We start from the raw sequence: 21,927 nt of genomic DNA on the forward strand, positions 1-21,927 counted from the left end.
GACCTCAGGCGAAAACTTGTTCGTTGTCTTGCTTGTCATAGCCCCGTCCTTTCAGGAGTTGGGGCCTCCGGCAAACCTGGGGCGGTTCAGCGTGTATGCACGGCGGTGGCAAAGCAGGCCACTGGAGCGTCTGTGATGTGCTGACGCGGGCGGAGCAATCTCCGGTCAGTGGATAGGCTGCCCGTTTTGGGGTGGCCGGGATGTTTGCCGTGGAGGTCTACGCCGCCGTTCGGCACTTCGTGTTCATGGAAGGCAAGAGTCGCCGGGAAGCTGCCCGGGTCTTCGGGCTGAATCGTCCGCCGAGTTCGGGTGACGCCTGCCGACACGACGATGCCGGGGAGGTCTGCTTTAGCTGAAGCTGATTGGCCGCGAACTGGCGAGCTTGGCCGGAAGCCGTCAGTCTGCATTAGTCGCCAAGACAAGCCATAACAGACGCACGAGGCGAAGCTCGATCCGCGGCTCCACATTCCTGCAGGACCCGGATCCAGTTTCTGTACATGTCGAAAATAATTTATGTATTCTATCATGAGGTGATTTTGTGTCATGGTGGATCGATGAAGGGGGGCAAGACCGCGCTGGCCGACACGCTCAGGCGGCAGATCCTGACGCTTGAACTCGAGCCAGATCACGACCTCGATGAAGTGCAACTCAGTGAGGAATACGGGATCTCACGCACGCCAGTTCGAGATGTGCTGCGACGGCTCGCCGGAGAAGGCTACATCGAAATCCGGGAAAATCGGGGCGCTCGCGTCATCCCGATGAACCATGCCACGCTGAGGGATTTCTTTCTCGTCGCTCCTCTCATCTACGAGGCGGTCGGCCGGCTCGCGGTCCAGAGCTTCCGATCAAGCCAGATGGATCAATTGAAGGCCTGCCAGGAGCGGTTTCGGGCTGCGATCGCGGGGGGCGATGCTGAAACGATGGTGGTCGAGAACAACGCCTTCCATGCCAACATCGGTCTAATGGCCCACAGCGCGTTCCTGCAGCCCAGCTTCAACAAGCTTCTGATCGATCACGCGCGGATTGGGCATACGTTCTTTCGGCCTCACACTGCTGAGATGCGAGCGAACCTTGCCATCGCCTGCGACCATCACGACCAGTTCGTCGCCGCGATCGGCGAGCGGGACGAGGCCGCCGTAGTGCGACTGGTGCACGCGCATTGGGACCTGTCGCGCCGGGACATGGAGATGTTCATAGCGCCGCAGGGTCTCGCCTCGGAGGCGATGCAGCGGCTCAGCCCCGAGCTGTCTCCCAGACCGCGGACAGCGAAAGTGGCGCGGAGCTGAAGCAGACCGTCGCCGCTGCTGCCGCGGAGCAGCGCCTGATAGTAGGCGCTCGCTACAAGGCAACTCTGGCAACCGCAAGTCTGCGCCCAAGTGATCAGTCCCCCAGTGCACATGTCCGGTTCACGCTGCCGCGCGCGCGGTTTTGGCAAAATGCATAATCTCTGCGCTAAAATTGTGTATCCTGGAAATACAATGACGTTGACGATCTTTGCGCGTCGTGGGATGTTCGCGTCATCGGAAAGTCGCACAGCGTAGCAGAGACAGCCAATCTCAACCGAGTCATGGTTTACGTTTCTACAGAAAAGCAACGGCTTTTTGAGCGCGGAGAGAAAGTCTCGGCGCAATGCGTGCCGAGAAAGATCTCCCACTGCTCAACTGAGCGATCATCTTCGCTTCACCTGGATCGCACGGCGCAACCTTCCTGGACAAAGCTCTGACCACGGGCCTCAAAAATGAATTCTGCAACGTGAAGTTCGAAGGCATTTACACTCCGGCAGTAACGCCCTTCACGGCGAACGGCGAGATCGATCGCGAGGCCTTCGCCACCGTGCTGGAGAGCCTGGTCGACGCCGGTGTCCATGGCGTTGTCGTCGGTGGATCAACTGGCGAATACTATGCCCAGACGGCTGACGAGCGTCTCGCCCTGGCTGTCCTCGCCAAGGACGTCATCAAGACCCGCACCGCACTAATCATTGGCACCGGCGCGACGCGGACTGAGGACTCCGTGGCTTATGCCAAGCACGCCCGGGAGATCGGCGCCGATGCCATCCTGGTCTCCTCGCCGCCCTACGCGCTGCCGACCGAGCGCGAGAACGCGATCCATGCCCTGTCGATCGACCGGGCCGCGAACCTGCCGATCATGCTCTACAACTATCCCGGCCGGTCCGGTGTCATGATGGGCGAGACCTTTCTGTCCCGCGTCGGACGCTCCAAGAACTTCCAGGCCATCAAGGAGAGTTCGGGCGACATCAACCGCGTGCACCTTTTGGCGCGCGACTTCCCGCATATCGAAATGTCCTGCGGGATGGATGACCAGGCGCTCGAATTCTTTGCCTGGGGCTCGAAGAGCTGGGTCTGCGGCGGCTCCAATTTTTTGCCGAGGGAGCACATCGCGCTCTACGAGGCCTGCGTCCTGGAAAAGAACTTCGACAAAGGCCGCGCCATCATGATGGCCCTGCTGCCGCTGATGGCCGTGCTCGAAGGCGGCGGGAAGTTCGTCCAGTGCATAAAGTTCGGCTGCGAGATCGCGGGGCTCAAGGTCGGCGAGGTCCGGCCGCCGCTGCGGCCAATGAACGGCGAGGAGAAGCGCAGCCTGCAGACGGTCGTGACGACTCTCAAGCGAACGATCGCGCATATTACGTCGGGAAGTAACTCATGAGCGACCTACTCACCGCCGGCGAGTACCGCGCTATTGCCGAGACAATGACGCTCGGCGGCAATGCCTTCATCAACGGAATCGCTCGTCCCGCGATCTCGGGCGAAACTTTCCCGACCGTCAATCCCGCGACCGGAGCCGAGCTGGCCCACGTAGCCGCCTGCGGCCGGGCCGACGTGGACCTCGCGGTGCAGAAGGCGCGCGACGCGTTCGCGGACGGCCGCTGGCGCAACCAGGCACCGGCTGAGCGCAAGCGTGTCCTCATTGCCTTCGCTAAGCTGGTCGAGCAGAACCGGCATGAGCTTGCCGTTCTCGAAAGCCTCGACAGCGGAAAGCCGGTCGCCGAGTGCCAGACGATCGACCTACCCGAGACGGTCAACACCATCCGCTGGCATGCGGAGCTGATCGATAAGATCTACGATCACACCGCGCCCGTGGGTCATGCCGCGATGGCCCTGGTGGTGCGTGAACCGATCGGCGTCGTCGGCTGCGTGCTGCCATGGAATTTCCCGCTGCTGATGATGGCCTGGAAGATCGGCCCGGCCCTGGCGGCTGGCTGCTCGGTCATCGTCAAGCCGGCGGAGGAAACCTCGCTGACGGCGCTCCGTCTGGCCGAGCTCGCGTTCGAGGCAGGGGTGCCGGCGGGCGTGCTCAACGTGGTGACGGGCGGTGGCCCGGAGGTGGGCGAGCCGATCGGCCTGCATTCCGGCATCGACATGGTGAGCTTTACCGGCTCGACCGCGACGGGAAAACGCTTCCTGCGCTACGCGGCGGATTCCAACATGAAGCGGGTCGTTCTCGAATGCGGGGGCAAGAACCCCGCCGTCGTGTTCGACGATGCCGAGGACCTCGACCTCGTGGCCGAGCAGGTCGTGCTCGGCGCCTTCTGGAACATGGGCGAGAACTGTTCGGCCACCTCGCGTCTGATTGTGCACGAGGGCGTCAAGGACGATCTGCTCCGCCGCATCAAGGCCTATATGCGGGAGTGGCGGATGGGCGATCCGCTCGACCCCACCAACCGCGTCGGGGCTCTGGTCAGTCGCGAGCATTTCGCCAAGGTAAAATCCTACATTGACAAGATCAAGGACGAGAAGCTCGACCTTATCGCGGGCGGCAAGATGGAGGGCGGCGTCTACATCGAGCCGACCGTGGTCGCCGGGGTCACGCGAGAAAGCGTGTTGTTCAAGGAAGAGGTGTTCGGGCCGCTCCTTACGGTCACGACATTCAACAGCGTCTCGGAAGCCATCGCTCTCGCCAACGACACGACCTATGGCCTCGCCGCTTCGATCTATACAGGCAACCTCAAGAAGGCGCTGAAGGCCGCCCGCGAGATCCGCGCCGGCACCGTAACGGTGAACTGCTTCGGCGAGGGGGACATCACAACCCCCTTCGGCGGCTTCCAGGAATCCGGCTTCGGCGGGCGTGACAAGTCGATCTTCGCGCACGACCAATACACGGAGATCAAGACGATCTGGATCGACATCTCCGACCGCTCCGTCGACGACACGGTCAGGTGAGCGATCGAACTGTCCGCCGCCTTCCTATCGACACCGGGTCCTCCGGCTGGCTCGCGCTGAGCGAGCGGCGGATGCCCGTCCGGGTGCTCGACGGCGACCGCACGGCGGATTGGCTCATCATCGGGGCCGGCTTCGCCGGCCTCTCGGCGGCGCGGCGGCTGACACAGTTGCGGCCGGGCGAGACGATCGTGATGCTCGATGCCCGCGAGGTCGCTCAAGGGCCGGCTGGCCGCAACTCCGGCTTCATGATCGACCTGCCGCACGACCTGACCTCAGGCGAATATTCGCCGGGCGATGCTGCCCAGGCTAAGCAGGAAATTGCCCATAATCGTCTGGCGATCGGTTTCGCGGCCAATGCCGCCGCCGAACTCGGCATGTCGACCGCGACCTTCAGCCCATGCGGCAAGACCAATGCCGCGGCGACGCCTCGGGGCGAGAAACTCAATGCCGATTTCGCCCGCGCTCTGGCCCGCGCCGGCGAGCCCTTCAAACTGCTCGATGCGAGGGCCATGCGGGCGCTGACCGGCACGACCTATTACACAGGTGGCCTTCATACGCCCGGTGCCTGCATGATCCAACCCGCCGACTACATCCGAACGCTAGCCGCCTCCCTGCGTGGTGGGGTCGACATCTTCGAGAATTCGCCGGTGGTGGGACTGCGCCGCGAGGCGCGCGTCTGGGCCGCGCGCACGCCGAGCGGCACAGTGCGAGCCCCCAAGGCGATCCTGGCCGTAAACGGGCACATCGAGGACTTCGGCCATTTCGCCGGCCATCTCATGCACATCTTCACCTATGCCTCTATGACGCGGGCGCTACGCCCTGGCATGGCGGGGCATGGGCAGACGGGAGCAGCGGCCTGGGGCCTGCTGCCAGCGGATCCAATGGGCGCAACGGTGCGCAAGATCAGCCCAAGCGGCGAGGAGCGGATCGTCATCCGCACCCGCTTTACGTTCGACCCGGGCATCAAGGTCTCCGAGGGTCGGATTGCAAAAATTGCCGGCGAGCAGCGGCGGTCCTTCGATGCCCGCTTCCCGCAGCTCGGCGGCCTGCCGTTCGAGTTTAGCTGGGCCGGCCGACTCTGCCTCAGCCGCAACCATGTTCCGGCCTTCGGCGAGGTCGAGGAGGAGCTCTATTCGGCGTGCTGCGAGAACGGACTCGGCACGGTGAAGAGCACGCTGGCCGGCATGATGGCAGCCGAACTCGCGACCGGCACCCGCTCGGCGATCCTCGAGGACTATGCGGCGCAACCGGCTCCCAAGCGGCTGCCTCCGGTGCCGCTTGCTTATTTGGGCATCAACTCGGTCATCCGATGGCAGGAATTGCGAGCCGGCCGTGAAGGTTAGCTTGGCTTTAAAGCACTGGGAGGCGGCGGTCCCGCCCTTTCCAAAAAGCACGCGGCAAAAGGTCGATGCCGCGACTCACGAGGTTTTTGACCACGCATGAAAGCAGAAGGAAGGGTGCCTGAGATGAAGCGATATGGATCACTATTCGGCGACACCGCCGGTCTCTCATTCGATCGACGGCAGCTTTTGGTCGGTGCCGGAGCGGCAGGCCTGGGATTGGGAGCTCTGGGATCGACCGCGCGTGCGGCCGAAGCCCCGAAAAAAGGCGGCACCCTGCGCCTCGGCATGGCGGGCGGCAGCGCCTCGGACAGCCTCGACCCGCGCACCTATTCGGATGCCATCCCGATCGCCATCGCCAACCAGATCTTCAGCGCCTTCATCGACATCGACGAGCAAGGCAATGCCCAAGGCGAGCTCCTGGAAAGTTGGGAGACCAAGCCTGGCGCCGCCGAATGGGTGTTCAACGTTCGCAAGGGCATCGAATTCCACTCCGGCAAGAAGCTCGACGCGGACGACATCATCTATTCGATCAACCTGCATCGGGGCGACACCAAGTCGGGTGGCAAGGACCTCATCAGCGCGATCACCGAGGTAAAGAAGCTCAGCGCGACCCAGGTCGGCATCACGCTTTCGAGCGGCAACGTCGACCTGCCCTATTCGCTCAGCGACTATCACTTCTACGTTGTACCGAACGGCTGGACGGACTGGTCGAAGCCGGACGGAACGGGTGCCTACCAACTCGAAAGCTTCGAGCCCGGCGTCCGAACCCTCACCAAGAACACAGGCCGGTATTGGAAACCCAACAGTGCCTGGTTCGACTCGGTCGAGCTCAAGTACATCCCCGATGAGTCCGCCCGCAGCCAGGCACTGCTCTCGGGGCAGATCGATGCGGCGAACCGGCTTGATCCCAAGACCGTTTCGTTCCTGCAGAAGTCGCCCAAGGTGAACGTGGTGCAGACCAAGGGCGCCGGCAATCGCCTCGCTTTCGTGGCCCATTGCGACACGGCTCCCTACGACAACATCGACGCCCGCAACGCGCTGAAATGGGGCATTGACCGGCAGAAGATCATCGACACCGTCTACAAGGGCTTCGCGACCGTGGGCTGTGACTCGACGATCGCGCCGTCGAACAAGTATTTTTCGCAGAACAACCCGCCCCACACCTACGACCCCGACAAGGCGAAGTTCCTGTGGAAGAAGGCCGGCAGCCCGAGCTACGAGCTGCAGGTCTCCGAAGGCGCTTTTCCAGGCGCGACGGATTCCGGCGTCCTGTTCCAGGAAGCGTTAAAGGCCGCGGGAATCGACATGAAGGTAACGCGCGTGTCGGGAGACGGCTACTGGAGCAACGTCTGGCTCAAGGTGCCGTTCTGCGCCGTTCTTTGGTTCAGCCGCCCGTCTGTCGACACGCAGCTCTCGCAGACCTTCCTCTCGACCGCCAACTGGAACGACACCAACTGGCACAGCCTGGAATTCGACAAGCTGCTCTTCGCCGCGCGCGTGGAATTGGACGAGGCCAAGCGCAAGGAGATCTACGCGCAGGCCCAGCACTTGATCGCCGAGGACGGCGGCATGGTCTGCTACGCGGTCGGCGACTACCTCGACGGCTATGGCAAGAAGCTGATGGGGACGTTCCCGCACCCCCGCTACGAAATGTGCGACCAGAAGGTCGCCGAGAAGTGCTGGTTCTCCTGAGCCAATAAGTTGCCCTGCGGCGGGAGGCTGATCGTTCCCGCCGCACTACTTGATCGAAGCTTTCGCCCGACGAGACAGGTTTTCATGCAAAAGCGAAAACTGGGACGCGACGGACCTGAGGTCTCGGCCATCGGCCTCGGCTGTATGGGCCTGAGTGTTGCCTACGGGACGGCCTTGGCGGAGGACGATGCGGTTCGCTTCATCGGGGCCGCCTTCGACCGTGGCGTGACCTTTTTCGACACCGCCGAAGCCTATGGACCGTTCACGAACGAGGAGGTGGTCGGCGCGGCCATCGCGCCGTTCCGCGACCAGGTCGTCGTGGCCACGAAATTCGGCTTCAAGGATGGTGTCGATTCCGGCGGACTTGACAGCCGGCCGGACACCATCAGATCGGTCGCCGAGGCGTCGCTGCGGCGCTTGAAGACGGATCGCATCGACCTGTTCTATCAGCATCGCGTCGATCCGACCGTCCCGATCGAAGACGTCGCCGGGGCGGTCGGAGACCTAGTGCAGGCCGGCAAGGTGCGCCATTTCGGGCTCTCGGAAGCCGGTCCATCAACGATCGGGCGCGCCCATGCAGTTTATCCGGTCACGGCTCTGCAGAGCGAATATTCTCTTTGGCATCGCGAGGTGGAAGCCGAGATCCTGCCGCTGCTCGATGAACTCGGGATCGGGTTCGTCCCCTTCAGCCCGCTGGGCCGAGGCTTTTTGACGGGAGCGATCTCGGCGGAGACAACCCTGGCGGCCGACGATTTCCGCCGGAGGCTGCCTCGGTTTTCTGAGGAAAACCGCAGGTGCAACGCGGCGCTGGTGACTGCGATCGCGCAGATCGCCATCCGCGAGAACGCGACATCGGCCCAGATCGCGCTGGCGTGGCTGCTGGCCCAAAAGCCCTGGATCGTCCCGATCCCCGGCACCACGAAGCTCCATCGGCTTGACGAGAACCTGGCCAGTGCGACGCTGGCGCTCGAAGCCGATGATCTCCGTGGGATCGAATCCGCGCTGGCCGGCATCGAAATCCACGGGGAGCGCTACCCGGCGCACCTCAGCCGGATGACCGGGCAGTGACCGCCGTCACGCCGTCGACTGACATGCGTCGCGCGACGCCAATCGGGGATAGGCCTGCCATGATGTTCGCCGACAAGATCACCGTGGTTACCGGCGCGGGTGGAGGCATCGGCCGAGCGATCGCCAGGCGGTTCGCTGGCGAAGGCGCGATCCTCGTGCTCGCCGACGCCAATGCGAAATCAGTCGCCGAGACAGCCGCCATGCTGCCGGCCGGTACCACCTACACGATTGTCGAGGGCAACCTCTGCGACAAGGCCTTCTGCCAGTCCCTTATCGACCAAGCCGTCGAGCGCTACGGCCGCATCGACATCCTCATCAACAATGCCGGGATCATCACCCGTGGCACCATTCTCGAAACCACCGACGAGGACTGGGCCTTGACTCTGGACGTCAACCTCTCGGCGGTCTTCTACACCTGCCGCTCCGCCATCCGGCATATGACGGCCCAGCAATCCGGCGCCATCGTTAACGTGGCCTCGACCTGGGGGATCTACGCCGGCCCGGGCCATCCGGCCTACATCATGAGCAAGGCTGCAGTCGCGAGCCTGACCAAATGCCTCGCGCGGGACCATGCGCGAGACGGCATCCGGGTCAATGCCGTCTGCCCCAATGAGGTCAACACGCCGATGCTCCGCACCGGCTTCGCCAAGCGCGGCTTCGATCCCGACAAGGCCGTCGAGCAATTGAACGAGACCGTACCGCTCGGCCGGATCGCCGAGCCCGAGGACATCGCGGATTGCATCGCCTTCCTGGCCTCGGATCAGGCGCGCTATGTTGCGGGGGCGACCCTAGAGGTCAGCGGCGCCAAGGCGGTCTACTGAAGAAGACGTGTTGCGGGAGCGCTCGACATCATGAGGACCTTCCAATGACGATCGCGGCAAGGGTCGGCATCATCGGTGGCAACGGTTGGCTCGGGAACGCGCTCGCATCTTCCGCTGTGACGAAGGGCGTGATCGATCCGGCACGCCTGGTTTTGTCGAGCCGATCAGGCACCCGGGGGGCGATTGACATCCCCGGCGCGACCTGGACGCGGGACAACGGCGAACTCGCCCGTCAGTCGGACGTGATCCTGCTCTCGGTTCGGCCAGAGCAATATCCCGCCGTGGTGATCGATGCGTCTGGGAAACTCGTCGTCTCGCTGATGGCGGCCATACCCGCCGCGATCATCGCGAAGCGAACCGGTGCCGAGCGGATCGTCCGGTCCATGCCGAACGCGGCGATGTCCATCGGCAAGTCCTTTACGCCCTGGTTTGCGGCCGCGGCTGTGACACCGGAAGACAAGCGCCTGGTGCAGACGCTGTTCGAATGCTGCGGTGACGGCGACGAGGTGCCCGAGGAGCGCCACATCGACTATTGCTCCGGGCTGTGCGGCTCGGGAGCGGCCTTCCCCGGCCTTCTTGCCCAGGCGATGATCGAGCAGGCCGTTGCCCAAGGTTTGCCGCTATCCTTCGCGCGCCGGGCCGCCAAGTCCGTCCTGATAGACGCCAGCCAACTCCTTGCGGAGCATGAGGATCCGGCTCCAGTGGTGCAGGCTATGATCGACTACCGCGGCACGACAGCCGCCGCGTTGCAGACGATGATCGATTGCGGCTTCAAGACGGCCGTCGGAGCTGGGCTCGATGCCGCGGCGAAGAAGGCCGCCGCTATGGCGGCAGGGCTGACGGGACAGCTTCGATGACGCCGCGCGCCCCAGCACTCCAAACCTTCCTGTCGAGCGTCCACGACGCGCTTGCCGCGTCCGACCTCGATCGCGCCGGATCGGACGCTATCGGCAGGATCTATGCAGCCCTCGAAACGCCAGGCTCGCCCGGGTCCGGAAAAGCTCAGCGCCTTGCCGCTGTGGATAGTTCTCTGCCCGACGCTCTCGCCGCTGCACGACGGCACTCCACCGCAATGGCCGGTATCGCCTACGCCTTCCAGGCGCTCGAGCCATCGCTTTACTGGGCGCCCCGCAGCGCGAGCGGCCCCCACGCGAGCGCCAACTGGCTCGAGGGACACGCCAATGCGATGATCGTCGGCCCCGGGGGGGTCGAGAGCCGCAACGACATGCAGATCGGCGTATCGCTGATGGCCCCGCATGTCCGCTACCCCGACCACACTCACGCGCCTGAAGAAGTCTACCTTGTCCTCTCGCCGGGGAGGTTCCAGCACGGCGAGTCCGGTTGGTTCGAACCCGGTATCGGCGGCACCCTCTACAACGAGCCGAGCATCCGGCATGCGATGGCGTCCGATGCCTCGCCCCTGTTTGCCATCTGGCTCCTGTGGGTGGAACGGCCTGTGCGGCGCCCATGAAAGGGAAGACGTCGGTGAACTACCACGGAGCCGAAACGATGCTGAGCGAAACCGACGTCCTGGCGCTCGCGAAAAGCCGCCGCCCCAACCATTCGCTGCCGCGGCCGTTCTACGTCGATCCCGGCGTGTTCCGAGTCGACATGGATCGCATCTGGTACCGGGAATGGCTGTTCTCGATTCCGGCCTGCGAAATCCCGAAGAAGGGCAATTACGTCGTCCACAATGTCGGCGACTACTCGGCCATCATCGTGCGGGGCGAGGACGGCGTGATCCGCGCCTTCCACAACAGCTGCCGGCATCGCGGCTCGGTGGTGTGCAATAAGCCCAAGGGCTCCCGCCCGAAGCTCGTCTGCCCCTATCACCAATGGACCTACCGCCTCGACGGCTCGCTCGCCTTCGCCCGCGACATGGGGCCGGACTTCGACCCCAAGGAGCATGGCCTGCGGCCGATCCACTGCCGCGAGGTGGCGGGACTCGTCTACATCTGCCTGGCCGAGACCGCTCCGCCCTTCGAGGACTTCGCCGCCGAAGCTGCCCGCTACCTCGCACCCCACGATCTCGTCCATTCGAAGATCGCCTTCGAGAGCACGATCGTCGAGAAGGGCAACTGGAAGCTCGTCTGGGAGAACAACCGCGAGTGCTACCATTGCAAGAGCAACCACCCGGCCCTGTGCCGGACCTTCCCCGAGGATGCGCGGCTGATCGGCAACGGCGCCGGTGGATTGGCCAATGAGCTCGATGTCCACGTGGCCCGCTGCGAGGCGGTCGGCGCGCCGTCGGCCTATGAGGTCGCGCCGGACGGCGTGTGGCGCTTCGTGCGCACGCCGCTGCTGGAGGGGGCCGAGAGCTACACGATGGACGGCAAGGCGGCCGTCGCGAAGCCGAATTCCACCATTCCGTTCAAGGATGCGGGCTCCCTCCTCAAGTTCCTCTATCCCGGCACCTGGAACCACTTCCTGTCCGATCACGCGATCGTCTTCCGCGTGACCCCGATCAGCGCCATGGAGACGGAGGTGACGACCAAATGGCTGGTCCACGAGAATGCGGTAGAAGGCGTGGACTACGACCTCCAGCGGCTGACCGAGGTCTGGATGGCCACCAACGCCGAGGACCAGAAGGTGGTCGAGGACAACCAGCGCGGCATCCTCTCGCCCGGCTATCGCCCCGGCCCCTATTCGCTCGACCACGAGGCCGGCGTGATCCAATTCGGCGACTGGTACGCCGACACGCTGCTCCGGACGGCCCCGGAGCGCCAATTGCTCGCAGCCGAATAGGGCGCGCACCCCTTCTCCCGCGAGAGCGGGAGAAGGGACGCCAATTCGCTCACTCAACCCCCACGGCCCCCCATGAAGATCGCCAAGCTCCACATCTACCAGCACGATCTTCCGGTGAAGAACGGCCCCTACCGCATCGCCAGCTCGGTGGTCTCGGCCCTCGACACGACGCTCGTGAAGATCGTCGCCGACAACGGCCTCGTCGGCTGGGGCGAGACCTGCCCGGTGGGGCCGACCTATGCCGAGGCCCATGCCAAGGGCGCCCGTGCGGCGCTGGTCGAGATGGCGCCGGGGCTGATCGGCGCCGAGCTCCTGCCCCTGCCGATCCATCGCCGCATGGACGCTCTGCTGGCAGGCCACAATTACGTGAAAGCCGCCGTCGACATCGCCTGCTACGACCTCCTCGGCAAGCACCTGAAGGTGAGCGTCTCGGACCTTCTCGGCGGCGCCCTCACGGACAGGGTCCCGTCCTACTATTCGATCGGCGTGGCCGAGCCGGACGAAACGGGCCGCATCGCGGCAGAGAAACGCCGTGAGGGCTATCCGCGGCTGCAGGTGAAGGTCGGCGCCCGCCCGGTGGAGATCGACATCGCGGCGATCCGCAAGGCCTGGGAGGCGATCCGCGGCAGCGGCATGCGGCTCGCGGTCGACGCCAACCGCAACTGGACCACGCGCGATGCGATGCGCGTCAGCCGCGAGTGCCCCGACATCCCCTTCATCCTGGAGCAGCCCTGCAATACGGTGGAGGATCTGCGCAAGATCAGGCCGCAGGTGCAGCACGCCATCTACATGGACGAGAACGGCGTCAGCCTCGCCACCGCGATCGCGGCCGCCGGCTCGGGCCTCGTCGACGGCTTTGGCATGAAAGTCACGCGCATCGGCGGCCTGCAGCCCATGACGGCCTTCCGCGACGTCTGCGACGCCCTGAACCTGCCGCACACCTGCGACGACGCCTGGGGCGGCGACATCATCGCGGCCGCCTGCACCCACATCGGCGCCACGGTCCGACCCGCGCTCAACGAGGGCGTCTGGCTCGCCGCCCCCTATATCGAAGGCAATTACGATGCGCGGAACGGCGTCACAATCGCCGACGGCCACATCGCGCGCCCGACCGGCCCCGGTCTCGGCGTCGTGCCCGACGAAGCCGCCTTCGGCGACCCCGTCGCCGCGTTCTGACACGAGAGGTGGTGTTTGGACCTTCCACAGCCCTCATGCTGAGGAGGCCCGAAGGGCCGTCTCGAAGCATCGGCCGCAGCTCAGTCCTTGGCCCATCCTTCGAGACGCCCGCTGCGCGGGCTCTTCAGGATGAGGGGTTTGCGGTCGCAAGCACTCACTTTGGAAAGAACTCATGAACCGCTTGGCCAACAAGGTCGCCCTCGTCACCGGCGGGCGCAGCGGCATCCATCCGGTGGGCCGCACCGGCGTGCCGGAGGAGGTCGCCGCCCCGGTCGCCTTCCTGGCCGCCGAGGAGAGCAGCTTCGTCACCGGCCAGATCTACACCGTCGACGGCGGCCGCACGGCCAAGCTCAGCCTGCCATAGGTGAGCGGGTCGGGCGTCCCCTTCTCCCCTTGCGGGAGAAGGTCCCGCGAAGCGGGGGATGAGGGGTAAGCGCCGCAGGCGCTTGCGCGCCTCACACCTCATCCGGCCCTCCGGGCCACCTTCTCCCGCAAGGGGAGAAGGGGAACGCCCCGCTTCCCAACCCGCCAAGAACCGGCACAATGCACGCAATGACCTCGCTGCGCCGACTGCTCCCCTCCAGCAACGCCCTCTTCGTCTTCGAAGCGGCCGCCCGGGAGCGGAGTTTTACCAGGGCGGCCGCGGAGTTGAACGTGACGCAACCCGCCGTCAGCCGGATGCTGGGGCGCCTCGAGCGCCACCTCGGGACGCGGCTGTTCCAGCGCGGCGGCGAGGGCGTGTCGCTGACCGACGACGGCCTGCTGCTGTTCCGCGGCGTCACGGAGGGGTTCCGCAGCATCGAGGGCGCGCTGGAGGAGTTGCGGCGCCGCACCACGGGCCTCGAGACCGTGACGCTCTCGGTCTCCTCGGCCTTCGCGACGCATTGGCTGATGCCGCGGATCGGCGCGCTGCAAAAGGCCTGTCCCCAGGTCGACCTGCGCTTCCAGCTCATTCCCGGGCCGCTGAAAGGGCCGCTCGACACGGTCGATTTCGGCATGCGCTACCTCGCGCCGGGCGACACCGGCTTCGACACGACCTTTTTCGTCAACGAGGTCGTGGTTCCGGTCTGCAGCCCCGCCTATCGCGATCGGCGGGTGGCGACGGGCGAGGCGACCTTCATCCACCTCGACGGCAGCCCCACCGACTGGATCGAGCGGCTGCACGCCGGCGGGGCCGACACCCCCCACGACCTCCTGCATTTCGCCGACTACGCCGTGGTGCTGCAGGCCGCCCTGCTCGGCCAGGGCATCGCGCTCGGCTGGATCAACGTCGTCTCCCACGCCCTGAAGACCGGCGCCCTGGTGCCGGCTGGGGATGTGCTGCGGCTGGAGCGGCGGTGCTGTCTGGTCTCCGCGAGGGGCAGGCCGGTGCGGGCGGCGGCGGGGGCGGTGCGGGAGTGGTTGGTGAGGGAGATGAGTGGGGATTTGGAGGCGGTGGGTGGGCTGCATCCCGACTTGCGGATCAGGGAGGTGAGTCTGGAGGCGCCCGCTGACGTGGCCTGACGCTCAGAACCCATTCGGCGTAAGCGATTTGCTACCCATTGCAGATTCTCGTCGTTGTGCCTAGAAGCCACAGCGCCGGATTTGCCGAAAGGAGCTCGTCAATTGGGACGGGTTGGATCTTGGTTTACGCACTCCTTTTCTAGGCCGCAGTACGTAGGCGATAGTCATAGGCGGGGTATGTCATGGAAAAACAGACTACCGGCGCGTGGGTGGTCCATCATGGCCGTAAGGTCGCTGCAGACATGCGCGGAGCCGCCGAATTCAGCGCTATCGACTTGGCCGCGAAATCTGCGGGACTCCTTGCACGCCTTGGGGAGAGTGATCAAGCCACCCTTACCGCAGAGCAAGTTACCGCGGCTGCAAAGATTGGTAATCTTAACCCTAAGACTGAGCTTGGGGCTTGTCTAGACCATCTTCAAAAACGCAGGCTCATCGACCGTTCGTCTACTGGCGCAGTGTCGGTATTGGGTGTGACCGGCTCGTCTGCGCTAACCCACGCTGCTGACCTTTTTGAGGATAACGAACCCCAAGCGACCGAAAGGGCCGCCATCACGTTAGCGGAGCTGTCCTCGCAGGCTCCGGTCAGCGCAAGTGGCGCGATCGAGTTTCTGGGCGATACTCATAGGCTAACAAAGGCAGATGCTACCGACTTTGTCCGGCAAGCATCACAGATCGGCTTTGTCGATGCTGAAGGAGAGGGGGCTGAGAAGCTTCTGTTCAACGGCAACCTCTTTCGCCGCGATACCGCCTCCAAAGCAAAAAAGGTAATCGACTCTCTTAGTTCCGCTGAACAGACTAAGATCGTTGAGTTCGATACTAAGGTGAAGGCAAGAGGCGCTGTTACGGCGGCTACTGCAACGAAAATTCTCGGCGAGCCATTGTTTGCGAAAGTACGGGCAGCGGCTTTGTATGACATGAATATCGTATCCAATGAAGCTGGCGACCATGTTTTCATAATGTCACCAGGAGCGTTCCATAAATTTAGTAACCCCTTGACGGAAGACGCTTTTGACCATGCGAAGGCTCTCGTTGCAGCCCTGACCTACGGGATGACGCACAGCTCATCCGCTCGTGGCCAGATCTGGGGTATCGATCTGCTACTTGGCAAGCTCATCCGAGGCGGGTCGGTGGGACCGGCCACGGCTATCGGCAACGACTATCGAGCGCTGGAACTTGAACGTGTTGTCCAAACCGAACCCTCCGGTTACGGATTCAAGATGCGACTGCTCAAACGCGAAGTTGGAGTGATTGCACTGGAAGTTCTGAAAGGCAGGAACGCTGCCGCGGCTGCTTTGGAAACGCTGCCAAGCGCCGGGATGAGGAGCTATACTGCCCCCGAGGCAGCGCGCGTCGGCCTTCGCAAAGGACAGTCATCTACGAGCCGGGCGCAGACTCGTTCACTTCTAAGCGCAGTTCGCGGCGGAGGGGGGCTATGAACGCCAAGCCAAACAGCGAACCCAAGAAGACCGGAAAGAAAGGCTTCGAAACCGAAGAAATAGTGCGCTCGTACTTTTTGGGCGCAGGCTTTTTCGTAGTGCGTGGCGTGAAATTGCGGCACGGCGGCGACGAACTGACTGATATCGATCTCTGGCTCTATGAACGATCGGCGACGCTTGCTCGCCGCCGGATCATCATCGACATCAAAGATAACGCCCAGCCCAAAGCCGCAGAACGCCTTTTCTTCGTAAAAGGCCTGGCTGAGTTAATTCAGGTCGAAGCGACCGGAATCGCAACAAGCGACACGCGGCGCTCACTGAGGGAATTAGCACGAAAGCACAATGTTCTGTGGATCGACAATGCTGATCTGCAAAGATTGAAATCGAGCCAAAGGCTGACAGCTTCCTCTCGTCTTTCAGACGAGGATCTCGGCGAATTTATTGCCAAAATTGACGCATCGCGGTCATCTAAGAATGTGCGTGATGCCTTCGCCTCAGTGAAGTCGGCTGTTGCTGATCGGTTCGGACCATCGTGCGCGAATACAGCCATCGATGGGGCGCAATACTTTGCTAAGACTGCAGTTGAAGCGCATCCCGGTTCATTGCCCGCTCAGGTCTTCACCAGGCTTGCATATTTCAGCGCGGCTATCGCTGCCGCAGCGCTCGATTTTGCTTCAGGCGAGTCTGCGTTGCGTCCGCATCATGAGCGCCTGGCCAGCTTGACAGACGCAATCCGGTTCGGGGATGACCCAAAAGGCACAGCTGAAAAGGTTCGCTGGGCAAAAGCTGCGATACGAGACTACACGCCCAACGGCGCAAGTCTTGCGGAGATATTCCATACTCGGTTCAATGAAGCGCTGCAGTCTGTGCCGGCAGAAAGCCTGGCTGAGATTGTAGTTAAAATGACAAATTCTGATCGCCTATTCAACGCTGCGCGGGATCTCGAACAGGCGGCATTTTTGATCGAGTGCCCATCGTTCGATGATCTTACAATCGATTCTAAGTCCTTTTTGGGTGCAGTCTTAGACTTCGTCGCGATCGATCGTCTCGCCTTCTCTCAAGCTTGGAATCCGCCGAAGCATGTTCCAACCTCTGCCAGCGCCAAGGAAGTGACGACCAGTGCTTCCGCTTTGTCGTCTTCGGAGGGAATTGTGGCACCGGCCGATCACGGCAAACTATTATGAAATTGCAAAAGAACTAATGCCGAATTCGGCGGCATTGGACCGTTCTTGGTGAAATGATCCGCGACAAGGCGGCCTCGCAGCATGGTGGAGTAGAAGTAGAGGGTTATCGCCATTCCCGAAACTGCTCCCTCAAACACTTTGGCTGACTGCTCGGTACGTACCGAGATACGGCACCCCTAGTCTAGGTACTGACACGCCCGCCTGCGCTCGCGTCGAACCAGCTACGTTTGCGAACCTCCTAAGCCACCCATTGCTGACCCCCAATCTGGTCTCGATACAAGTGTCAGCCCGAGGTCGCCCTGTGACGTGGACGACATGATCTGGCGTTATGCAGTCCAGGCCTTTTTTGACTCTTGCTGGACTGGGCCGCGACGACCATGTTTGTCGGCACGGATAAGCGGGTTCGTGAGTTTGACAGCTCCAGCGTCTCCCCCTCCGCGCAATCATCGCCCTGGCGGGTGCCCCTGGCGTCCCCGCCCCCTCAACCCCGGAACCCCCCACCCCATGTCCCTCCGCGACTTCAAGCTCCTCACCTTCGACGTCGTCGGCACGCTGATCGACTTCGAAAAAGGCGTGATGGATTACCTCCGCCGAGCCTCGGGCAAGACGCCGGCTGAGCTCAGTGATGCGGCGATCTACAAGGTCTATCTGGTCGGGCGCGAGCGGAACTATCTGCGCTCCAGCCAGGTGTTCCGCGACGTCTATCGCCACATCGCGGCCGAGCTGGGCTTTCCGAACGACGACGCCCATGCGGAAGGGTTTCAGACCGCGGTGCTGCAATGGCCGGCCTTTCCGGATTCGGCCGAGGCGCTGCGCCGGCTGCGCCGCCACTATCGTCTCGTCGCCATGACCAATGCCGACCGGGTGGCGCTCTCCTGCTACGCCCATACGTTGGGCGACCCCTTCGACGACACGGTGTGTTTTGACGACACGGGGGTCGCCAAGCCCGACCCAACCTTCTTCGCCTACAATCGCGGACGCCAATCGGCGTTCGGCTACAAGCATCGCGACAATCTGCATGTGGCGCAGAGCCAGCACCACGACATCGGCATCGCGCGGCAGCTCGGCTACAAAACGTGCTGGATCGAGCGCCGCCAGGGCCAGGAGGGCTGGGGCGGCACGCCCGAACCCAAGGTCGTGACCAAGCCCGACTACCATTTCGCCACCCTCGCCCAGCTTGCGGACGCGGTCGACGCCGCCTTCGACACGCCGACCCGCGACCGCTGATGCCGCAGGCGTTGCGGCCCGAGCCGCCGATCCGCTCGCTCTGGTCCGCGACGGCGGTGCCGGCCCAGACCTTCGCGCCGCTCGCGGGCGAGGTGCAGGCGGATGTCGCGATCGTGGGCGGCGGCTATACGGGGCTCTCGGCCGCGCTGCATTGCGCCGCCGACGGGCTGCAGCCGATCGTGCTGGAGGCCAACTCCCTCGGCTGGGGGGCCAGCGGCCGCAACGGCGGCGTGGTGTCGGCGAAGTTCCGCTTGTCCTTTGCGGAGGCCGCCGCCGCGCATGGGATGGATGTGGCGCGGCGCATGTATGCGATCGCCCACGAGGCCGTCGATCTTCTGGAGGAGCTTGTCGACCGCCATGGCATGGCGCCCGCGCATTACCGGCGCGTCGGCCAGGTGAAGGGCGCCCACAACGCCGTCTCGCTGGCCGGCGCGGTCGCCGATCTGGAGTGGATGCGGGCCGAGATGGGCGACCGGGCCGTGACGGCGCTGTCGCGGGCCGAGGTGGCGGCGGAAACCGGTTCGAACGGCTTTGTGGGCGGCGTGCGCTCGCCCCATGCGGGGGCCATCCACCCGCTGAACTACCTGCGCGGGCTCGTGGCGGCGGCCGATGCGGCCGGCGTCCGCCTGCACGAGGGCACGCCGGCCCTGCGCATGCGGCGCGAGGGCGACGGAATCGTGGTGGAGACACCCGACGGGGTGGTGCGGGCCAAGACCGCGATCCTGGCCACCAACGGCTATTCGGACCGAACGGCGGCGAGCGAGCCGCTGCGCCGAAAAATCATTCCCTTCCGCAGCGCCATGATCGCGACCGCGCCGCTCAGCGCCAATCTCGCGGGCGCCGTGATGCCGACGCGGCGCGTCTATGTCGAGACACGGCGCATGATGCGCTGGTTCCGCATGGTTGACGACCGCGTGATTTTCGGGGGCCGCGGCGCCTTCGGCACGGCGGATTCGGAGAGCGCGTTCAGGGTTTTGCAGGCCGCCATGGTGCGCACCTTTCCGGCGTTGGCCGACACGGCGGTGGAGCATCGCTGGTCGGGCCTCGTGGCGATGACGCTCGACGGGTTGCCGCATCTCGGCCGCATCGACGACCGGGTGCTGTTCGCCGCCGGCTACAATGGATCGGGCGTTGCGATGTCAACCCTGCTCGGCAAATATTGCGCGGCGCTCGTGCGCGGCGAAACCCCCGATCTGGCGTTGCTCGACGCGTCGCGCTTCCGCACCGTGCCGTTCTATCCGCTGCGCGAGGCCGGCGTCCGGCTGGTTGCAGGCTGGTACCAGTTCATGGATTCGATCGGCCGGTGACGCAGCGCGCTGCAACGACCGACTATCTCATCCTCGGCGGGGGCTCGGCGGGGTGCGTGCTGGCGGCGCGGCTGTCGGAAGAACCACGTCTCACCGTGACCCTCGTGGAGGCCGGGCGCGACCTCACGCTCGACACCATGCCGCCCGCGATCCGCAGCCGCTATCCGGGCCGGGCCTATCTCGATACGGGCAACATCTGGGCTTCGCTGCGGGCCTATATGGGCCAGCCCCCCGGCAATCTCGACGAGCGGGCCGACCGGCGCTACGAACAGGCGCGCCTCCTCGGCGGCGGCTCCGCCATCAACGCGCTGCTGGCCAACCGCGGTGCGCCGAGCGACTACGACGAATGGGAGGCGCGCGGCGCGACGGGATGGTCCTGGGAGGATTGTCTCCCGTATTTCCTGAAGCTCGAGCGGGATTGCGATTTCGGCGGTCCGCTGCACGGGCTGGACGGCCCGCTGCCGGTGCGGCGCCTCACGCCGGAGCGCCTCTCGCCCTTCGTGACGCGCGTGGCCGAGACGCTTGCCGCCATGGGCCACGTGCGCCGCGCCGATCAGAATGGGCCATGGGAGCCCGGCGTTTTCGCGGCTGCGGCGGTGGTCGGCGAGGCCGGCGAGCGGGTGCCGACCTCGGTGGGCTATCTCACGCCCGCCGTGCGGCGCCGGCCCAACCTGCGGATCGTCACCGGCCGGCTCGCCGAGCGGATCGTCTTCGAGGGCCGGCGGGCGATCGGCGCCGTGCTGCGGCCGGCCGAGGGCGGCGAAGGCCAGGAGACGATCGCGGCCGCCAATGTCGTCGTCTCGTCGGGCGCCATCCACACCCCTGCCCTGCTGATGCGCTCGGGCGTCGGCCCGGGCGCCGACCTCGCGGCCCTGGCGATCCCGGTCGCGGCGGACCGGCGCGGCGTCGGCCGCAACCTGATGGAACACCCCTCGATCGCGGTCTCGGCCTATCTGCGGCCGGAGGGCCGGGTGCGCGACCCGGACGAGCACCACGAGCAGGCGATCCTGCGCTTTTCCTCCGGGCTCGACGGCACGCCGGATGGCGACATGCACGGCGCGATCCTATCGCGCTCGGGCTGGCATGCCGTCGGGCTCCGCCTCGGGAGCCTGTTCTTCTGGGTCAACAAGTCCTATTCGACCGGCGCGGTGCGCCTGGGCTCGGCCGATCCCCGCATCGAGCCCCTGGTCGATTTCCGCATGCTGTCGGACTGGCGGGACCTTGAGCGGCTGAAGGGCGCGCTGCGTCTCGGCGCCGCCACCCTCACCCACCCGATGATGACCGCCATGACGGATGCCGCCTTCCCGGCGAGCTACACGCCGCGTGTCGCGGCCATAGCGCGACCCGGCCGCGGCCTCGCGCTACAACGCGGAACCCTAGCCGGCCTGCTGGACGTCGCCGGCCCGGCGCGCCGCCTGCTGATCAAGACGGTCGTGACCGGCGGCATCGGCCTCTCGGATCTCCTGGCCGACGACGCGGCCCTCACCCGCTATGTCATGACCAATGTCGGCGGCACCTGGCATCCCACCTGCTCCTGCCGGATGGGTGCGCCCGATGATCCTCTCGCGGTGACGGACGCGGCGGGACGCGTCTACGGCACCGACGGGCTGCGCGTCTGCGATGCCTCGCTGATGCCCTCGATTCCCTGCGCCAACACCAACGTGCCGACCATCATGATCGCGGAAAAGATCGCAGACTCAATTCGGTCCGAGGTACACTCGGGCCGTTGATGCACGCTCGCAGGCTCTGCGTTCAGCGTGTCGTAATTTGTCGCTATTTGGTTTTCTGGATCGCCGCGAAATCCCTGTCCGAGGTGCCGTTGCTCTTAGGGCCAAGCGAACACCGGCGTTGAGAACGCCCGCGCTGCACTTAAAGGCGCACGACGGAGGTGCCGCGAGCCGTCGCGGCGGCTAAACACAGAGCAGGTAGAAGAGGGCTACAAACCAGTTGGAAACTCTCCCGTGAGCGCTGCGGGTTGAGGCCGAGGCGCCGCTGGAAGACGGCCCGCATCTGCTCAAGGCCCGTGAAGCCGAAGTCGAACGCCACGGCCTTCAAGGCGAAGTTGGTTGCTTCGAGGAGGTTGCGCTCCTGGTCGAGCCGGACGTTCTCGACGAAATCGAGCGGCGTCAGCCGCAACCCCTTTACGAAGAGCCGAGCGATGCTGCGGGCGCTTGTGCCGGCAGCATCGGCCATGCGCTTGACCGGAACCGGCTCGCCGACATGCGCAATCAGGTAGTCCTGGACTTT

The 21,927-nt window shown here is 64.6% G+C and carries 19 protein-coding genes; 18 read left to right on the forward strand and 1 reads right to left on the reverse strand.

The window, feature by feature from the left end; genetic code table 11:
• Window positions 1-554 precede the first annotated feature (554 nt).
• The 18 genes from M8523_RS32770 to M8523_RS32855 all read left to right on the forward strand — a co-directional run bounded on the left by M8523_RS32770 (window position 555) and on the right by M8523_RS32855 (window position 21,410).
• The gene (locus tag M8523_RS32770) at window positions 555-1,286 is read left to right on the forward strand and encodes a GntR family transcriptional regulator (protein WP_282589041.1); all 732 of its coding nucleotides are present in this window, start codon (window positions 555-557) and stop codon (window positions 1,284-1,286) included.
• Window positions 1,287-1,752: 466 nt separating this feature from the next.
• Window positions 1,753-2,664, forward strand: coding sequence for a dihydrodipicolinate synthase family protein (locus tag M8523_RS32775; protein WP_282589042.1), 912 nt, complete (start codon window positions 1,753-1,755; stop codon window positions 2,662-2,664).
• Window positions 2,661-4,178 (forward strand): aldehyde dehydrogenase, encoded by a 1,518-nt coding sequence (locus tag M8523_RS32780; protein WP_282589043.1) that lies wholly within the window; start codon window positions 2,661-2,663, stop codon window positions 4,176-4,178. Before M8523_RS32775 ends, M8523_RS32780 begins: the two co-directional genes overlap by 4 nt.
• A complete protein-coding gene (locus tag M8523_RS32785) occupies window positions 4,175-5,521 on the forward strand; it encodes an NAD(P)/FAD-dependent oxidoreductase (RefSeq protein WP_282589044.1) in 1,347 nt (448 codons plus the stop codon). The genes M8523_RS32780 and M8523_RS32785 overlap by 4 nt, the downstream gene beginning before the upstream one ends.
• A gap of 123 nt (window positions 5,522-5,644) precedes the next feature.
• On the forward strand, window positions 5,645-7,213 hold the full coding sequence (locus M8523_RS32790; protein WP_282589045.1) for an ABC transporter substrate-binding protein: 1,569 nt from the start codon (window positions 5,645-5,647) through the stop codon (window positions 7,211-7,213).
• An 84-nt stretch (window positions 7,214-7,297) separates the two neighbouring features.
• Window positions 7,298-8,281: an aldo/keto reductase gene (locus M8523_RS32795; protein WP_282589046.1), complete on the forward strand. Its 984-nt coding sequence runs from the start codon at window positions 7,298-7,300 to the stop codon at window positions 8,279-8,281.
• 59 nt (window positions 8,282-8,340) lie between these two features.
• Window positions 8,341-9,102 (forward strand): SDR family NAD(P)-dependent oxidoreductase, encoded by a 762-nt coding sequence (locus M8523_RS32800; protein ID WP_282589047.1) that lies wholly within the window; start codon window positions 8,341-8,343, stop codon window positions 9,100-9,102.
• Window positions 9,103-9,146: 44 nt separating this feature from the next.
• Window positions 9,147-9,959 (forward strand): pyrroline-5-carboxylate reductase family protein, encoded by an 813-nt coding sequence (locus M8523_RS32805; RefSeq protein WP_282589048.1) that lies wholly within the window; start codon window positions 9,147-9,149, stop codon window positions 9,957-9,959.
• Entirely contained in the window at window positions 9,956-10,573 is a 618-nt protein-coding gene (locus tag M8523_RS32810) for a dimethylsulfonioproprionate lyase family protein (RefSeq protein ID WP_282589049.1), read from the forward strand. Before M8523_RS32805 ends, M8523_RS32810 begins: the two co-directional genes overlap by 4 nt.
• Before the next feature lie 38 nt (window positions 10,574-10,611).
• Window positions 10,612-11,847, forward strand: a complete 1,236-nt coding sequence (locus M8523_RS32815; RefSeq protein WP_282589059.1) for an aromatic ring-hydroxylating oxygenase subunit alpha — start codon at window positions 10,612-10,614, stop codon at window positions 11,845-11,847.
• Between the two features lie 72 nt (window positions 11,848-11,919).
• A complete protein-coding gene (locus M8523_RS32820; RefSeq protein WP_282589050.1) occupies window positions 11,920-13,023 on the forward strand; it encodes a mandelate racemase/muconate lactonizing enzyme family protein in 1,104 nt (367 codons plus the stop codon).
• Window positions 13,024-13,195: 172 nt separating this feature from the next.
• Window positions 13,196-13,387, forward strand: a complete 192-nt coding sequence (locus M8523_RS32825; RefSeq protein WP_282589051.1) for an SDR family oxidoreductase — start codon at window positions 13,196-13,198, stop codon at window positions 13,385-13,387.
• A gap of 188 nt (window positions 13,388-13,575) precedes the next feature.
• Window positions 13,576-14,526, forward strand: a complete 951-nt coding sequence (locus M8523_RS32830) for a LysR family transcriptional regulator (protein ID WP_282589052.1) — start codon at window positions 13,576-13,578, stop codon at window positions 14,524-14,526.
• A gap of 182 nt (window positions 14,527-14,708) precedes the next feature.
• Window positions 14,709-15,962: a hypothetical protein gene (locus M8523_RS32835; RefSeq protein WP_282589053.1), complete on the forward strand. Its 1,254-nt coding sequence runs from the start codon at window positions 14,709-14,711 to the stop codon at window positions 15,960-15,962.
• Window positions 15,959-17,146, forward strand: coding sequence for a hypothetical protein (locus tag M8523_RS32840; RefSeq protein ID WP_282589054.1), 1,188 nt, complete (start codon window positions 15,959-15,961; stop codon window positions 17,144-17,146). The genes M8523_RS32835 and M8523_RS32840 overlap by 4 nt, the downstream gene beginning before the upstream one ends.
• A gap of 504 nt (window positions 17,147-17,650) precedes the next feature.
• Entirely contained in the window at window positions 17,651-18,373 is a 723-nt protein-coding gene (locus tag M8523_RS32845) for an HAD-IA family hydrolase (RefSeq protein ID WP_282589055.1), read from the forward strand.
• Window positions 18,373-19,680, forward strand: a complete 1,308-nt coding sequence (locus M8523_RS32850) for an NAD(P)/FAD-dependent oxidoreductase (RefSeq protein ID WP_282589056.1) — start codon at window positions 18,373-18,375, stop codon at window positions 19,678-19,680. Before M8523_RS32845 ends, M8523_RS32850 begins: the two co-directional genes overlap by 1 nt.
• Entirely contained in the window at window positions 19,677-21,410 is a 1,734-nt protein-coding gene (locus M8523_RS32855; RefSeq protein ID WP_282589057.1) for a GMC family oxidoreductase, read from the forward strand. The genes M8523_RS32850 and M8523_RS32855 overlap by 4 nt, the downstream gene beginning before the upstream one ends.
• Window positions 21,411-21,549: 139 nt before the next feature.
• On the opposite strand, the gene M8523_RS32860 is transcribed toward M8523_RS32855, so the two are convergent.
• The coding region (locus M8523_RS32860; protein WP_282589058.1) for a helix-turn-helix domain-containing protein at window positions 21,550-21,927 on the reverse strand (378 nt) is incomplete at its 5' end.

This window comes from Lichenifustis flavocetrariae, assembly GCF_026130545.1.
Lineage (GTDB): Bacteria > Pseudomonadota > Alphaproteobacteria > Rhizobiales > Beijerinckiaceae > Lichenihabitans > Lichenihabitans flavocetrariae.

Excerpts from the sequence above, each read along its gene's own strand:
- M8523_RS32790 (WP_282589045.1), top strand. The coding sequence starts at position 5,645 with ATGAAGCGATATGGATCACTATTCGGCGACACCGCCGGTCTCTCATTC.
- M8523_RS32830 (WP_282589052.1), top strand. The coding sequence starts at position 13,576 with ATGACCTCGCTGCGCCGACTGCTCCCCTCCAGCAACGCCCTCTTCGTC.
- M8523_RS32850 (WP_282589056.1), top strand. The coding sequence starts at position 18,373 with ATGCCGCAGGCGTTGCGGCCCGAGCCGCCGATCCGCTCGCTCTGGTCC.
- M8523_RS32770 (WP_282589041.1), top strand. The coding sequence starts at position 555 with ATGAAGGGGGGCAAGACCGCGCTGGCCGACACGCTCAGGCGGCAGATC.
- M8523_RS32780 (WP_282589043.1), top strand. The coding sequence starts at position 2,661 with ATGAGCGACCTACTCACCGCCGGCGAGTACCGCGCTATTGCCGAGACA.
- M8523_RS32815 (WP_282589059.1), top strand. The coding sequence starts at position 10,612 with ATGCTGAGCGAAACCGACGTCCTGGCGCTCGCGAAAAGCCGCCGCCCC.
- M8523_RS32840 (WP_282589054.1), top strand. The coding sequence starts at position 15,959 with ATGAACGCCAAGCCAAACAGCGAACCCAAGAAGACCGGAAAGAAAGGC.
- M8523_RS32835 (WP_282589053.1), top strand. The coding sequence starts at position 14,709 with ATGGAAAAACAGACTACCGGCGCGTGGGTGGTCCATCATGGCCGTAAG.
- M8523_RS32795 (WP_282589046.1), top strand. The coding sequence starts at position 7,298 with ATGCAAAAGCGAAAACTGGGACGCGACGGACCTGAGGTCTCGGCCATC.
- M8523_RS32820 (WP_282589050.1), top strand. The coding sequence starts at position 11,920 with ATGAAGATCGCCAAGCTCCACATCTACCAGCACGATCTTCCGGTGAAG.
- M8523_RS32825 (WP_282589051.1), top strand. The coding sequence starts at position 13,196 with ATGAACCGCTTGGCCAACAAGGTCGCCCTCGTCACCGGCGGGCGCAGC.
- M8523_RS32810 (WP_282589049.1), top strand. The coding sequence starts at position 9,956 with ATGACGCCGCGCGCCCCAGCACTCCAAACCTTCCTGTCGAGCGTCCAC.
- M8523_RS32805 (WP_282589048.1), top strand. The coding sequence starts at position 9,147 with ATGACGATCGCGGCAAGGGTCGGCATCATCGGTGGCAACGGTTGGCTC.
- M8523_RS32800 (WP_282589047.1), top strand. The coding sequence starts at position 8,341 with ATGATGTTCGCCGACAAGATCACCGTGGTTACCGGCGCGGGTGGAGGC.
- M8523_RS32845 (WP_282589055.1), top strand. The coding sequence starts at position 17,651 with ATGTCCCTCCGCGACTTCAAGCTCCTCACCTTCGACGTCGTCGGCACG.